Source organism: Bacillus hominis (assembly GCF_018332515.1).
Taxonomy (GTDB): domain Bacteria; phylum Bacillota; class Bacilli; order Bacillales; family Bacillaceae_G; genus Bacillus_A; species Bacillus_A hominis.
On the sequence record NZ_BOQD01000024.1, the window covers coordinates 1 to 15,647 of the forward strand.

Below are 15,647 nucleotides of genomic sequence, written 5' to 3' on the forward strand. Positions count from 1 at the left end.
TGCTTCTTCAACTTCTTTTACTTCTTCTTTTACTTCTTCTTTTGCTTCCAGTTTCTCTACTATATTCTGTATAACTTCACCACTAAACCATATACCAAGCCCGTAATACTCCGTTCCATCAAAAACAAAATCGTATTTCTTTTCTCCTGGAGTACTCCATACGATTGTACCCTCGTCCTCATTAAATGTGCCACTCTCACTTTTTAATGTAATATTCTCAAGCGGTTCCCCCTCCACATCATATACAGGGATTTTCACTTTTTGATTTACTTGTGCGTCATCTAAAAATATTTTTTGCCTTCTAATATCGATTGTTGACCATTGAGACAATTGTATAATCGGTCTTATATCCTGAATCTCATTTCCAGGAAGTTTTAAGCTAATTAAATCTAACATCGAAGCAAAGATTGATATATCCTTAATCCGATTATCTGATAAATTTAACCATTGTAAATTTTTCAATTTACTTAATGGTTCAATATCCACTACTTGATTCCCTATTAGTTCTAGTTCATTCAACATACTTATTTCACTAATTGCTTCTACACTACTAATTTCATTATCATTTAATATTAATACGGATAGGTTTTTTAATTGTTGTATTCCTTGTATAGTATCGTTATTAATTTTATTATTTGAGGCCGTTAATTTTTTCAATGAATTGACTTTAAATAATGGTTCAATATTTTTCACATTATTATTGCTTATATTTAATTTCTCTAACTTCTCTAGTTTAGAAAATGGTTCGATATTTTCGATTTGATTATGTGCTAAACTTACAGATTTCAAACTTCTCAAATTCGAGATAAATGCTATATTTTTCAACTCTAAGTTTTCTAACTCTAAACTTTCTAAATTCGACATAAACTCTATGCCAGAGACATCTTTTATACCGTTACCCTGCCCATTAGTTATCTTAAATGTTTTAATCTTTAATAAATCCTCTTTCGTAATCGGTGCTTCTAAATCCGTTCTATTCAAATTATTTTTATTAATATATCGTTGTAATTCCTTGTCTTGAACAACATTCGTCCCCTCTTGATTTTCAACTATTTTTTGAATAACAGTTCCATTAAAACGTAATTTATTCTCTGAAGAACCTGTTTCTAAATTAAACTCATATGATTTTTCTCCAGGGCTGTCCCATTTTACAAAACCATTATTTTGTGTCCCCCCCTCGCTGATCCATTTAATACTTTGAAGAGATTCGCCATTTAAATCATATATAGGAATTTTACTATCTTCATTTACTACGCCTTCATTCAAAAAGATTTTTTGTCTGTGAACTTGAACGACAAAACGCTTTCCAAACTCTTGAATAGGTCTTACATCAGAAATTTCATTTGCACTTAAATTAAGTTCGTATAAATTAGTTAGCCCACTAAGTGATGAAACATCCGAAATATAATTTTCTTCTAAATCAAGTGATTGTAAGTTTTTCATTTTAGCTAGCGGTGTAATATCTGTAATTTCTGCATCACTCACTGCAAGCTTAGTAAGGCTCTCCATTTTACTAATAGATTCAAGATTAGTAATGTTATTATTTCCAATCGATAGTTCCTTTACTTTATTTAACTGTTCCATTCCTGTTAAATCACTAATATTATTATTAGCCACATACAAATTACCTAGAGACGCCATTGTAAATAGCGGTGTAATATCTTCAATCTTATTGCCAATTAAATCTAATACTCTAACTTTGTTCAATTTACTTAATGGCTTCAAATCAGTAATTTGATTATCTCTTAAAGAGAGATTTTTAATTTTATTCAGCCCAGCAATTGGTTCAATATTTTCAATTTGATTAGAGTAAAGATCTAAAAACTTCAAATTATTCAAATTAGCAATTGGAGATAAATCACTCACTTCAGACTCATGCAATCTGAATTTCTCCAAATTTACCATATGCTCTAAACCAGCTAAATTATTAATCCCCTTCCCGACATATACCTCTAATTCTTTAATTTGTAGTGCATCGGCTTTCGTTATTGGTGTATTTATATCCTGTCGACCTAAAGTATTTTTATTAATGTATTGTTGTAACTTTTTATCCACTACTATATTTTTTGTTTCTTCTTTTTGTTCTTCTTTATTTTCCTTTTGTTCTTTTGGAACATTGTTTTCTAAATTTAATATATTTACTTCAAACTGTACTTGATACTTATTGTCATAAGACATTGTCGGAATATAAATGTGCATTTGCATATTATACCTTTTTCCTAATTCCCCTACTTCAAATTGAATCACTTTCGTTCCATTTTTCTTTTTATCTTCTGATATTACTTTCACATCATGAAACACACCAGGAGTATGAATATCCTCTGTTTTCAAGTATTGAAAGAAATCACTATCACTTAACGTTGCCGTTACAATTTTCTTTCCGTTCTCAATTATTAATTTCGGATCCTTTATATAAACAGTTGCCATGGACTCTTCATTCGTTTTATCTTTATACGCTTTAATAACAGCGTTATATGTACCATCTGATAAAGCTTGTCCAGTTTTATTCGCCTCAATTGCTACCGCCGCTAAAGCTGGCGTCGAATACACAGCAAACGGTAGCGCTAAAGCTGCCGCCACTAACATCGCATTTATATGTTTTCTTTTATTTTTCTTCAACTTTACATCTCCTCCAAAGTATATAAATCAAAATGTAATCATTTCTCGAATAAATGATAATGATTTTCATTTTCAATGTCAACTAACAATATAAATATTTCGCAAAAACTTCACAAAAAAATAACCCCTTTAAAAGGGATTATGCCATCTTTTCACCTGATTCTTCTTTAAAGAAGCTTTTCATCGCATGGAATACATCTGCTTTTTGCTTTAAAATATAATATCTGAAATTCTCATCTTTAATATTTTTATATGCTGACATGAGTGTACTGTGGCGGTTATACTGGTTCACTTCCCCATACCCAAACATATTACACTTCTTCATCAGTTCTTCAACAAGTTTTACACACCTAGCATTATCCGAAGTTAAATTATCACCATCTGAAAAATGAAATGGGTAAATATTATAGCGGTCTGGTGAATATTTATTATCGATTAGTTCAAGTGCTTTTTTATATACAGAAGAACATATCGTTCCCCCACTTTCTCCTTTTGAGAAAAACTCTTCTTCGGTAACGACTTTCGCTTCTGTATGGTGAGCAATAAATTCAATATCAACTGTTTCATACTTTGTACGTAAAAATCGTGTCATCCAGAAAAAGAAGCTACGTGCCATATACTTCTCCCATATCCCCATCGATCCACTCGTATCCATCATCGCTAATACAACAGCTTTTGAATCTGGCTTTAACACTTCATTCCAAGTACGGAACTTTAAATCTTCTTGGTGAATTGGATGAAAAGATGCTTTACCACGCATTGCATTTCGTTTATATGCAGATATCATCGTTCGTTTCTTATCAATATTTCCCCATAATCCTGTTTTTCTAATATCATTAAATTCAATGTGTTCAATCCGGTTTTCATCCATTTCTTTTCTCTTTAAATTAGGCAACTCTAACTCTTTGAAAAACGCTTGCTCCAATTCTAAAATTGAGACTTCTGCTTCATAATAATCTTCTCCAGCTGCATCTCCTGCCCCTTGCCCTTTTCCTGGTCCTTTCTGCTTTTGACCACCTGATCCATCTCTCGCAACGACATCGCCAACTTTGCTGTCACCGTTCCCTTGCCCAACATGTTTGTTTTTATCATAATTGTATCTAATCTTATATTCATCTAAAGAACGAATCGGTATTTTCACAACATCCCTACCATTAGACATAACAATATTTTCTTCTGTTACAAGATCTGGTAAATTATTTTTAATTGCCTCTTGTACTTTTTCTTGATGGCGTTGTTGGTCGTCATATCCTTTGCGATGGAGGGACCAGTTTTCCTGTGAAATTGTATAGTTTGGTTGATTTTCTTCGCCCATGCCTTTCCCTCCTTACTGTATTTGTTTTCTCTTATGAACAGCAATCTATACTTTTGTTTTCTAGTGTGCGTAACTAGAATATTAAAAGAATAACTGTTCATCGAAAATCATCCCATAAACATATATAGCATTTCTCATACAATACTCCGAGCATCTTAAACAAAATTTTGCCACTCACATAATAGAAAGAAACATTCCGCCGTTGATAAGAAAGAAACACAATGCATTGTTGCACACATTTTCGTTTTGCAACATATTGTATTGTGTTGGCTTTTTTGTATGAATGGTTGGTTACTCTATCATATGCATATTGTAAAAATAATTGACAATAAATTCATAAAATCGCATCTTAATTTATTATATTCGGACAAGCTATGACATTTTTTACAAATATAAATAGATAACAAAACGCCGTCCCAAGAACAAGAGACAGCGTTTTATTATCAAACTATCGATTTAACAAACTACCTACATATCGTAACAATTCATTCGCAGATGAAGAATTATAGCCATGCTCATCAATTAAACGTGCAACGACATCATTGATTTTCTTAAGCTGATTTTCGTCTGGTGTTTTCGTTGATGTTGTAATTTTCACTATATCTTTTAAATCAGCAAATAGTTTTTTCTGAATCGCTTCACGAAGACGCTCGTGTGAATTATAATCAAAGCGCTTCCCTTTACGTGCATAAGCAGAAATGCGAATTAAAATTTCTTCACGGAATGCCTTTTTAGCATTTTCTGAAATTCCAATTTGCTCTTCAATCGAACGCATAAGTTTTTCATCTGGGCTCATTTCTTCACCCGTTAACAGATCACGTAATTTTGATTTATTGCAGTACGCTTCGACGTTATCTAAGTAATTATCCATAAGTGTCTTAGCTGATTCTTCGTATGAATAAACAAACGCTTTTTGTACTTCTTTCTTAGCAATTTCATCGTATTCTTTTCTCGCTAATGAGATAAAATTCATATAGCGCTCTCGGTCTTCACTACTAATTGACGGGTGCTGATCCAATCCGTCTTTTAACGATCTCAGTACATCTAGTGCATTAATAGATGGTACCTCTTTTCGAATAATTGTAGAAGAAATTCGGTTAATGACATAACGAGGATCAATACCCTTCATACCTTCATCTTGATATTCGCGTTGCAGCTCCTCTACATCAATCGTATTATACCCTTCTACCGTTTCTCCATCATATAAACGCATCTTTTTAATTAAATCAATATCCGGACGCTTCGGGTCTTTTAAACGAGTTAAAATAGTGAACATTGCTGCAACGCGAAGTGTATGCGGTGCAATATGAACATTGGACACATCACTTTCACGAATCATTTTTTCATAAATATGTTCTTCTTCACTAACCCGTAAATTATATGGAACCGGCATTACAATAATTCGTGAATGCAATGCTTCATTTTTCTTATTTGCTATGAAGGAACGATACTCTGTTTCATTTGTATGCGCTACAATTAATTCATCTGCTGAAATAAGCGCAAATCTTCCTGCTTTAAAATTCCCTTCTTGTGTAAGCGATAGTAAATGCCATAAAAATTTCTCATCACATTTTAACATCTCTTGGAATTCCATCATGCCGCGGTTCGCCTTATTTAATTCTCCATCAAATCGATATGCACGGGGATCTGATTCCGAACCGTATTCTGCAATTGTAGAAAAGTCTAGACTACCTGTTAAATCGGCAATATCTTGTGATTTTGGATCAGAAGGACTAAATGTACCAATTCCTGTACGGCGATCTTCAGAGAAGAAAATACGCTCTACAACTACATCCTCAATTCTTGACCCGTATTCTTGCTCTAAACGCATAACATTTAATGGTGATAAATTCCCTTCAATTCTTACTCCATACTCATCAAAGAAATCATTCCGTAAATGATGCGGTATTAAATGAAGCGGATCTTCATGCATTGGGCAGCCCTTTATTGCAAAAACTGCTCCACGATCTGTACGGGAATATGTTTCTAATCCTCGCTTCAACATCGTAACTAAAGTTGATTTACCACCACTAACAGGACCCATTAATAATAAAATACGTTTTCTAACATCTAATCGTTTTGCAGATGGATGAAAATATTCTTCTACAAGGCGTTCTAAAGCATCCTCTAATCCAAATAGCTGATTACTAAAGAAGTTATACTTTCTTCTACCATCAACTTCTTCAATTCCAGCATCTTTTATCATATTGTAAATGCGAGAGTGTGCTGTTTGAGCCACCCATGGTCTTTCTTTCACAAGCTCCAAATACTCCGCAAACGTACCTTCCCATTGTAAACGTTCTTCTGCTGCTCGATGCTGTTCAATCTTTTTTAGAATATCCATTATAGCTCCTCCCCCATCTCCTTGTTCAATCGGATTATTATAAAAGGTATGCTAGGATGTCCTTAAACATTCTTTAAATCAAAACGAAATATATTATAGGCTATAAAATTCTCTCCAAAATTCAAAGAAAATTCTGTATAATAAAGGTATTAAAGTTTTTACACCGCTATTCGTTTAAAATAAATTCTTTTCTTCTAAGAACCTTACATACATTTCGAGTAATAATTAAGATTCGTAAACCGAAAAAAGTAGGGAGGATATTAGTATGAAATTATTATTAATTTTAGGTGTATCACTCACATTTCTTACAGCTATTTTTACATCTGGTTACAATGATAAACCAGGTACACATAAAAAGTGATGTGCTTTTTAGCACATCACTTTTTTCTTTATCAATCATTTGTAATACACATTTTCCACATCATATCTTGATAAAGGTCGGCTATAATAATAACCTTGTGCAAGTTTCACATTCTTTTCCTTCAAAAACTGTATTTGTTCCGCTTTTTCTACCCCTTCTGCAATTATATTTAACCCTAAAGTACGAGCTAAAAGAATAATCACAGCCGTAATATTTGTATCGCGTTCATCTTTATTTATACCTTCCATAAAGGAACGATCAATTTTTAAAGTATCAATTGGATATGTTTTCAAATAACTTAAAGATGAATATCCCGTCCCAAAATCGTCTAAATGGATCTTTAAATTTTGTTCTTTTAATTGGAGCAACACTCTCTTCGATATGTCTTTATGTATAAGGGCCCCTTCTGTAACCTCTATCGCTAATAAATGAGCTGGTACATTGTACTTATTTAAAGCCCGTGTAATCATCTCTATTAATGTAATAGAACGAAAATGTCTAGCAGAAATATTAACTGCAATCGGGACAACTTCATATCCTTTATTCAACCATTCGCGTATTTGCTGACACACTTGATTTACTACCCATTCATCAAGCTTAATAATAAATCCAGTTCTTTCTGCCAGTGGAATAAATTGATTAGGTGGGACAAACCCAAGTTCCTTATTTTCCCATCTTATTAAAGATTCCATACTGGCTATTTTTTTCGTATCAATATTAAATTGCGGCTGGTAATATAAGAAAAATTCATTTTTCTCTATAGCACGATGTAACTGGTTTTCTATTATAAACCTTTGTTCACGTTCGCAATCTAATCCACTACAATAAAAATAATAATGACCTTTTCCTTTTTCCTTTGCTTTTTCTAAAGCAGCATCAACTCTTTGAAAAAGTATTTTTTCATCTGCTCCATCTGTTGGAGCCATTACAATTCCAATTGACGCACTTAAATACACGTCCTCTTCTTCTATTACAAAATGTTCACTAATCCTTTCTAATATGTTTTTTGCAACCTTCTCTACACATTCTTTCGTTATATTTTCTATTAACATAACAAATTGATCATCGTGCTCTCTAAATAAGTGCATACCTTCTATTTGTAGATTGCTCAAACATTCTGTAACTTTTTGTAATACTTTATCTCCTTCTTTATAACCAAATGTATCATTAATAAGATGAAATTCATCCAAATCCATAAAAACAAGTGCAAACTCTTTTTTCTCATTTAAAAACTCATTTAGCTTATTTGTACATGAAATTCTATTCATTAAACCTGTTAACTGGTCATAATAAGCTAAGTATTCTGTCTTCATCTCATTTAAGACTTGCCTTGTAACATCCCTCGTAACAATATACACCCCGACAATTTCACTGTTCACAATAATAGGAATAGTCCTCAAAGAAATATATAGCTCGTACCCTTCTTTATGAACATATTTCTTTGAAACAATTTGTTTTGCCCTTCCCTGTAAAGCTTCTTCAAATATCATTTGAAAGTCTTCTTCATATTCTTTAATAATAAATTTAAAAATAAATCTATTATTCAATTCTTCATGGCGGTATCCAAATATTTCATACGTTGCCGGATTTACATATGTAATTCTACCTATAGAATCTATAGATATAATGGAGTCATTATTATATTCTAGTAATGACTTAAATAACATTTGTTTTTTCTCTATTTCTGCCTTCTCCTCAACCTGAGCAGTAATATCCCTTGTAATACAAATAATAAACTGACATACTCCTTCTTCGTCGTATACAGGGTTAAGTGAAGATTCATAATGTAGCTTACCCGTGGGCAAGCTAATTACATCACAAAAAGTATGTGATCTCGCTTTTTTTATTACTTTTGTATATTGATTCTGTAAAATATTTGCTTTGTCTACTGGTAATACTTCAGTAAACGTTTTTCCGTAACATTCTTCGCTTAGCTTCGCGTAATTCATTCCTATTTTATTTACATAAATATATGTAAAAACCTCATCATCAGTAACTTTCACAATAAATACTAAATCTTGAGTAGCGTGTAATAATCCTTTTCTTATTAAATCCATATCTATCATACTTAAAAAGGTATTTTGATTATTATATTGTTCCTTCATATTTATCTCAACCCGTCTTATCTATTTTCATTCATATATCTCATTCTATATGAATATGTACCTTTTTTAAAATGTATGATTACATATTTTTTTAAAAAAATAAAAAAGTCGCCAAATGGCGACTTTTAATAAACGATTTCTAAATCTAATCCTGGATAATTTTGTTGACGGAACGCTTCATAAACTAAAATTGCTGCTGTATTAGATAAATTTAATGAACGTACTTTATCCGTCATTGGAATACGTAAACAATGATCAAAGTTTTCTTCAATTACATTAGCTGGTAATCCATTTGTTTCTCTTCCAAATACGAAATAGTAATCCTTCTCACGTTTACTATAATCAAATGCTGTATGAGCTTTCTCGCCATACTTTGTTAAATAGAAGAATTCACCATCTTTATTTTTCTCATAAAATTCTTCGATTGAATCATAATACGTAACTTTTACGTGCTGCCAATAATCTAATCCTGCACGCTTTAACATTTTGTCATCCGTTGAAAATCCAAGCGGTCTAATCAAATGTAATTCTGTTCCAGTTGCTGCACAAGTACGTGCAATATTTCCTGTATTTGCTGGAATTTCTGGTTGATATAAAACAACATGTACTCCCACGCGATATTCACCTCTATTTTTTATCTACTACGTATTATACCACTTGAACGAAAAATCTCTACCCATTAATAATATGAAAGAATTTATATTTCATTTGTGGTGTATATTTACTAGAGTCTTCATAGTTCCAATATCGTCTACGGCTATTCGCTGAATGTGCATTTACAAGCGGCATACCATCTGCGTCTTTCGCTACTACAATCGTCGTATGATTCCACCTACCATCATCCTCGAAATCATAAACAATTACATCGCCAAGAATAAGATCTTCTGGCTTTTCTACCGCTTCTGCTCGAAGACCAGCTGTAGCACCTGATAAATACCAATAAAAAGAGTGTGCTACAGCCCAACTCCAACTCCACTGGTTTTCCCTTTGCCACCATCCTTTACGAATATTAGGATACCCGTTCATTGGTACTTCCCCAGTGTGAAGACATTGCGAAATATAATTCGTACAATTATCAGGAAAATTACGATATGCAGGATTGCGATCATCCCACCAACGCTCTGCATATTTCACTGCCTCTAAACGATTATATTGATATGAACCGTATTTTTCTTTCGTGACTTCTCGTTCTAACGTTTCACCTATTCCTATTTCTTCTGACACTTCAAGAGCATAATGATCTATTATACGACTATTTTTCAAATAAATTCGTCGTTTTAATTGTTCTTCTTCGATATAAAATAATTCTTTATGCTTAATTAAATATTTCAAGTGTACTTGATAATCGATTTCTTGATGCTCACTACTATTTAATTGTCTTATGAAAGAAATATCCGCAGTTGCTTTCACTATATGTGCACTACGTCTTTGAAACAATTGTTTCTTTCTCTTTGCTATTTGCAATAAATCTTCAGCAATACCATCCATATCTGTTCGTTTCTCTGTTATATATGCTAAAAACTGTTGCACTTGCTTTTCAATACTCACTTTTACAACCATTCAGTCTCCCTCCCATATTACAATATGAAAAAGGGAAATATTGTCTACTCTTTTTTCTGCGCTAACAATTCAAGTCCACGATTCATTTCATGAAGAACCTCTTCATCTTTCTCACGTTCCATCGCTTTTTCAATTGCTTCACCCACTCCATCTCCGCCAATTTTCCCAAGTGCCCATGCTGCTGTTCCGCGAAGTACTGGCCTTGGGTCATCTTTCATAACACCGATTAAATCAGGAATTGCTGCTGTTTCTTTAAAATGTGCAAGGGCTAAAATAGCATTTCGTTGCAATGGCTTTTTACCTCTCCATGAACCCGACATAATTCCATATTTCTCTTTAAAATCACGATTACTAATTGTTAAAAGTGGTGTTAATAACGGTTTAACTAACTCAGGATCAGGCTCCATTTCAGGGTGGTTATGAAAATCCATTCCTTTATTTTTCGGACAAACAGTCTGACACGTATCACATCCATATATACGATTCCCTATTTTATCGCGATATTCTTCAGGCAAAAATCCTTTTGTCTGCGTTAAAAATGCAATACACTTCTTTGAGTCTAACTGGCCGCCTTGTACTAAAGCACCTGTAGGACAAATATCAATACATTTCGTACAACTTCCACATTGATCTTCTATTGGCCGATCAGGAGGGAATGGAACATTCGTAACCATTTCTCCTAAGTATACGTACGAACCAAATTCCGGCGTAATAATAGCGCAGTTCTTACCACTCCATCCAATACCGGCACGCTCTGAAACAGCTCGATCACTTAGCTCACCTGTATCAACCATTGATTTCACTTCTATATCCGGAAGCTTTTCGATTAAATACGCCTCTAACTTTTGCAAACGATCTCGTAAAACAAGGTGATAATCTTGGCCCCAAGAAGCACGACAAAAAATCCCGCGGCGCTCTCCACGCTTACTTAATGGTGCATTTTTTAATTTTGAAGGGTATGCTAAAGCAATCGCAATAATTGATTTCGCACCAGGTAACAGCAGCTGCGGATTCGTTCTCTTCTCTATATCAGGCTCTTCGAATCCAGACTGATAATTCAATTGTTGTTGCTGGATTAGACGCTGCTTTAATTCCTCAAATGGTGAAGCACTGGCAAAACCTATTTTATCTATACCAATCGTTTTACTATACGCAATTACATCTTGTTTTAATTGTTCAAAATCCATTCTTAATCGCCTCCTCCGATGAATCCATCCCTTATGTAACGACTATATTGGTTCGTAATTCACTGTTGGAATACTATTCCTTACTTCTATTTTCGCATACATTTATGATTTTCAAACACTAAAAAACGCAATGCCTCGTTTATCTTAGAAACGAAACACTGCGTTGATCACAATTTATTAGAAAAACATTAAATAAAATTTGGAGCGGGTGAAGAGAATCGAACTCTCGACCAGAGCTTGGAAGGCTCTTGTTTTACCACTAAACTACACCCGCAAATATGAAATAAATATAAGATATTGAAATAACTTATGTAAAGTAGTATAGCATGTAAAAAAATACGAAGCAAGAATTTTATCGAAAAAAGTCGAAAAAGTGATGAGATAACTCATCACTTTTTCAATTCTTTATCAATCGCCTTCTTCATACTATCGAAATCAGGGTTTGCAAGATTCCCATTTACATATACTGAAGGAGCACCTTGAACTTTTAATTTTTGAGCACGATCTGAATCTTTACGTACTTGATCTTTCATTTCTTTACTGTGTAAATCTTTTTTAAATTGTTCTACATTAATTTTCGGAAGTTTTTCTTTCACAATATTAAGAAGTAATTCTTCTGTAATCCATTCTTCCGTATCTTTCTTTTGATTTTGATAAATCTCATCATAGAAAATCCAGAATGAATCTTTATCTTGTTTATAAATTGCTTCACCAGCAGCTGCACCTAAATCAGAATCTTTTCCGATAAACGGGAAGTTAATAAAATATAACTGCACTTTACCTTTATCGATATACTCTTCTTTTAATCGTGGTAATACCGTTGCATCCCAAGTACGACAAGCTGGGCATTTGAAGTCTCCAAATTCAACTACCTTAACTGGGGCATCATCTTTCCCTAAAGATTGTTGCGTAGAATAAGCAAACATCTCATCCCCTTTATCTTTTTTGTCATTTATGATGCTATACGCAATTGTTCCGATTACAATCAATACTGCGATAGAAAAAACTACACCAAGAACCATGAGTTTATTTGATTTCATATACATTCCTCTTTAAATTCATATTCTGTATACAGCATTGTACACAATACACATAATATCAACACTTATATACGTCACGCAATGAACACGCTCACATAAATTACAAAAATACAACATTTGTGACGATATTGTGTCACGATTTGTCACAATTTATTCAAAAAAAGAAGTCCCTATATAGGAACTTCTCTTAACTTACTGCTTTTTCACGGGCATTTTTTAACATGGATTGCTCTGTTTTTATATCATGACGAATTACTAATTTCTCACTAACTGCTTGCACATATTCATCATGATTTATATACCCTTCTTTCTCCATTAGCCTTAAAACTACATTCCGTCTCTCAACTGCTTTATCATAATTTTGTGCAGGTGAGTAATAAGCTGGTGCTTTTACTACAGCAGCCATCATTGCACTTTCAGCCAGTGTTAATTGATCCACCTTTTTACCGAAGTAAAGGTTTGCTGCTTTTTCAATTCCCCATGCTCCTTCTCCGTAGTAAATATTACTCACATATAATTTAAAAATCTCATCCTTTGTAAATGTACGTTCAATCTTTTTCGTATAAAAAATTTCTTTCCACTTACGAGAAAATGTACGTTCATTAGATAAAAAAGCATTTTTAGATAGCTGCTGTGTAATCGTGCTTCCTCCTTGCACAACACCACCAGCTTTTATATTTTCAATAGACGCCCTGATAATTGCTATATAGTCTAAACCGTTATGATGATAAAACCTTTTATCTTCCGTTGCAATAAATGCGTGTGTTAATGATTCTGGCACCTCTAACTTAGCGGGTACATGTAATTTACTAATATCACTTCGCTCAATCATTACATTTCCAACGAATAATAATGCAAAACTTAACAATAATAATAATATAATGGCTTTATAAAGAAATTTAGTTAATGGATTTAATGCAACTTTTTGATGATAATTCACTCTGGATAATACTCGTTCTTTCATCTTGAACACCTCTTTTCCACACAGCATATATAACTCTTAACTTAAGAATACCTTGTTGTAAAAGAATATCCCATCGATTTCTCTTACACCTACCTTACAACATTGTAAGGTGTAAGAATGTATTGTATCACAGTCCTTTTTTATCTACTATTCATATGAAATGTTGAATATACATTTATTTATCACACTATTTATAGGAAGTAGGACTCTCCTTAATTTCACTTTATTCTTTTATTATATCAGTTTATACTTTTATACTTTTAAACATCTAGCAATCTAATTATATACGATATATCATTATTATACAGAACTAACGTTCCCTAAATCAATACTAGCCTTTCGGATTATCTCGTTATTTGTGGGCAGTAAGACTTCTCCCTCAAAACTGAGCTAAAGCTAGGAAGTTAGGTGGTAACCCTGCTTCCTCCACTAAATATTAGCCTACATTTTATTATTGTGACCTTTTTCTGAAACAGTATACATAAAGAAAAGGTTAGCAATTTGAGATGCCCCCAAATAACTAACCAAAACTTTACAATCTTCCTATAAGATTATATGGCTGAACTTCCCATGTTTCGTATGGAATGAAATTCGTTGCTTTCATCGCATCAAGCGTCCTTGATTTCATATGAGGACGCGTTATATACTCATCGATGTTCTCTTCATTTAAAGCAACAAATTTAGCTTCTTGTATTTCTTCAGGTTGAATTTTTATTTCACCACTAACATATGCGACTTTAAAAACAACAGCTACAATATGCATAGAAGCATTATAATAAATCCCTGTAACCCCGATAGGCTTCACAGTTAATCCTGTTTCCTCCATTATTTCTCTGCAAACAGCTTGATCGAGCGCTTCCCCTTCTTCTACCTGTCCTCCAGGCATTTCCCACGTATCAGCTCGCCAGTGCACTTTCGTTAAAAGCACCTCATTCTTTTCATTTGTTAAATAACCTGCTACGGCAACAATATGCTTTGGTGTTTTATGTTCCACATTAAGACCTCCTAGAAATACGATTACTTCATATACACCCTATAACCATATTCCCTCTCTACAGCAATACACCTTTAATAATTCATCATCTTAATTAACTTCGTAAAAAAAAGACCCTGTCCATTAAAGGAAAGGATCTTCTGTCTTATATTATTCCCCTAAGTCTACGTTGTGGTAAACTTGCTGTACATCTTCTAAATCTTCTAATGCATCAACCATTTTTTCAAATTGTACTTGAGCATCTTCAGGAAGTTCTACATCACTTTGTGCAAGCATTGTTAATTCTGCAACTGTAAATTCTTCAACACCAGCATCTTTAAGTGCAGATTGTACTGAATGGAACTGATCAGGTTCAGCATAAACGATAACAGAATCTTCTTCTTCTAGAATGTCACGTGCATCTACATCTGCTTCCATTAAGATTTCAAGAACTTCATCCGATGTTTTACCTTCAAGACCGATAACAGCTGTTGCATCAAACATGTAGGCTACAGAACCATTTACACCCATGTTACCACTGTTTTTACTAAATGCAGCTCGTACATCGGCTGCAGTACGGTTGACGTTATTAGTCAGTGTATCTACAATTACCATAGATCCGTTTGGTCCAAAACCTTCATAACGAAGCTCGTCATAGTTTTCTTCTGAACCGCCTTTTGCCTTTTCAATCGCGCGGTCAATAATTGTTCTTGGCACGTTGTATGTTTTCGCACGCTCTAATACAACTCTTAACGTTTGGTTTGATTCTGGATCTGGCTCGCCTTGTTTTGCTGCCACATAAATTTCACGTCCAAATTTCGCGTATATACGGCTTGTATTTGCATCTTTTGATGCTTTTTTGTCTTTAATATTGTTCCATTTACGGCCCATACTTTCCACTCTCTTTCCCGTTTTAAATCTACATAAAAATATTAATATGAAATATAATGTGTATTCAACACATTTTTAAAAGAAATATAAAAAAGTTCATGTTTGATTCATATTACAGACATAATATAAATCACTATCATTTTGTTCTTTCGACAAGTTATATTATACATGAATTCCTAAGTTTATTACGAATTTAAAAATCACATAATATAATTTAACAAAAAAAACTCTAACATTTCTGTTAGAGTTTTTTTACATCGCCGATACCGATGGTCGGGGTCGAACCGA

Annotated in this window: 11 protein-coding genes and 1 tRNA gene; all 12 read right to left on the bottom strand. The window is 33.3% G+C overall.

Annotated features, from left to right (window positions below; all coding sequences use genetic code 11):
* On the bottom strand, positions 1–2,619 hold a 2,619-nt coding region (locus KI356_RS03260), incomplete at its 3' end, for a leucine-rich repeat domain-containing protein (RefSeq protein ID WP_212934791.1).
* Positions 2,620–2,758: 139 nt separating this feature from the next.
* Positions 2,759–3,934, bottom strand: coding sequence for a sporulation protein YhbH (gene yhbH, locus KI356_RS03265; RefSeq protein ID WP_002115997.1), 1,176 nt, complete (start codon positions 3,932–3,934; stop codon positions 2,759–2,761).
* A gap of 448 nt (positions 3,935–4,382) precedes the next feature.
* Positions 4,383–6,278: a PrkA family serine protein kinase gene (locus KI356_RS03270; protein WP_002115994.1), complete on the bottom strand. Its 1,896-nt coding sequence runs from the start codon at positions 6,276–6,278 to the stop codon at positions 4,383–4,385.
* A gap of 396 nt (positions 6,279–6,674) precedes the next feature.
* Entirely contained in the window at positions 6,675–8,744 is a 2,070-nt protein-coding gene (locus tag KI356_RS03275; RefSeq protein ID WP_212934792.1) for a sensor domain-containing protein, read from the bottom strand.
* Positions 8,745–8,869: 125 nt separating this feature from the next.
* On the bottom strand, positions 8,870–9,358 hold the full coding sequence (gene trmL / locus KI356_RS03280) for a tRNA (uridine(34)/cytosine(34)/5-carboxymethylaminomethyluridine(34)-2'-O)-methyltransferase TrmL (RefSeq protein ID WP_128282744.1): 489 nt from the start codon (positions 9,356–9,358) through the stop codon (positions 8,870–8,872).
* A 58-nt stretch (positions 9,359–9,416) separates the two neighbouring features.
* Entirely contained in the window at positions 9,417–10,304 is an 888-nt protein-coding gene (locus tag KI356_RS03285; RefSeq protein WP_128282743.1) for an amidase domain-containing protein, read from the bottom strand.
* Between the two features lie 44 nt (positions 10,305–10,348).
* Entirely contained in the window at positions 10,349–11,491 is a 1,143-nt protein-coding gene (queG, locus tag KI356_RS03290; RefSeq protein ID WP_128282741.1) for a tRNA epoxyqueuosine(34) reductase QueG, read from the bottom strand.
* A gap of 200 nt (positions 11,492–11,691) precedes the next feature.
* Positions 11,692–11,765, bottom strand: a tRNA-Gly gene (locus KI356_RS03295).
* A 115-nt stretch (positions 11,766–11,880) separates the two neighbouring features.
* Positions 11,881–12,531 (bottom strand): DsbA family protein, encoded by a 651-nt coding sequence (locus tag KI356_RS03300; protein WP_212934793.1) that lies wholly within the window; start codon positions 12,529–12,531, stop codon positions 11,881–11,883.
* A 187-nt stretch (positions 12,532–12,718) separates the two neighbouring features.
* The gene (locus KI356_RS03305) at positions 12,719–13,495 is read right to left on the bottom strand and encodes a transglycosylase domain-containing protein (protein WP_088057464.1); all 777 of its coding nucleotides are present in this window, start codon (positions 13,493–13,495) and stop codon (positions 12,719–12,721) included.
* Positions 13,496–14,027: 532 nt separating this feature from the next.
* Positions 14,028–14,489, bottom strand: coding sequence for an NUDIX hydrolase (locus tag KI356_RS03310; RefSeq protein ID WP_128282737.1), 462 nt, complete (start codon positions 14,487–14,489; stop codon positions 14,028–14,030).
* Positions 14,490–14,639: 150 nt separating this feature from the next.
* On the bottom strand, positions 14,640–15,359 hold the full coding sequence (locus KI356_RS03315) for a YebC/PmpR family DNA-binding transcriptional regulator (protein WP_088057460.1): 720 nt from the start codon (positions 15,357–15,359) through the stop codon (positions 14,640–14,642).
* Positions 15,360–15,647 lie beyond the last annotated feature (288 nt).

Coding starts and splice junctions, on each gene's coding strand:
- yhbH (WP_002115997.1), bottom strand. CDS start 3,934: ATGGGCGAAGAAAATCAACCAAACTATACAATTTCACAGGAAAACTGG.
- KI356_RS03270 (WP_002115994.1), bottom strand. CDS start 6,278: ATGGATATTCTAAAAAAGATTGAACAGCATCGAGCAGCAGAAGAACGT.
- KI356_RS03275 (WP_212934792.1), bottom strand. CDS start 8,744: ATGAAGGAACAATATAATAATCAAAATACCTTTTTAAGTATGATAGAT.
- KI356_RS03285 (WP_128282743.1), bottom strand. CDS start 10,304: ATGGTTGTAAAAGTGAGTATTGAAAAGCAAGTGCAACAGTTTTTAGCA.
- queG (WP_128282741.1), bottom strand. CDS start 11,491: ATGGATTTTGAACAATTAAAACAAGATGTAATTGCGTATAGTAAAACG.
- KI356_RS03300 (WP_212934793.1), bottom strand. CDS start 12,531: ATGAAATCAAATAAACTCATGGTTCTTGGTGTAGTTTTTTCTATCGCA.
- KI356_RS03305 (WP_088057464.1), bottom strand. CDS start 13,495: ATGAAAGAACGAGTATTATCCAGAGTGAATTATCATCAAAAAGTTGCA.
- KI356_RS03315 (WP_088057460.1), bottom strand. CDS start 15,359: ATGGGCCGTAAATGGAACAATATTAAAGACAAAAAAGCATCAAAAGAT.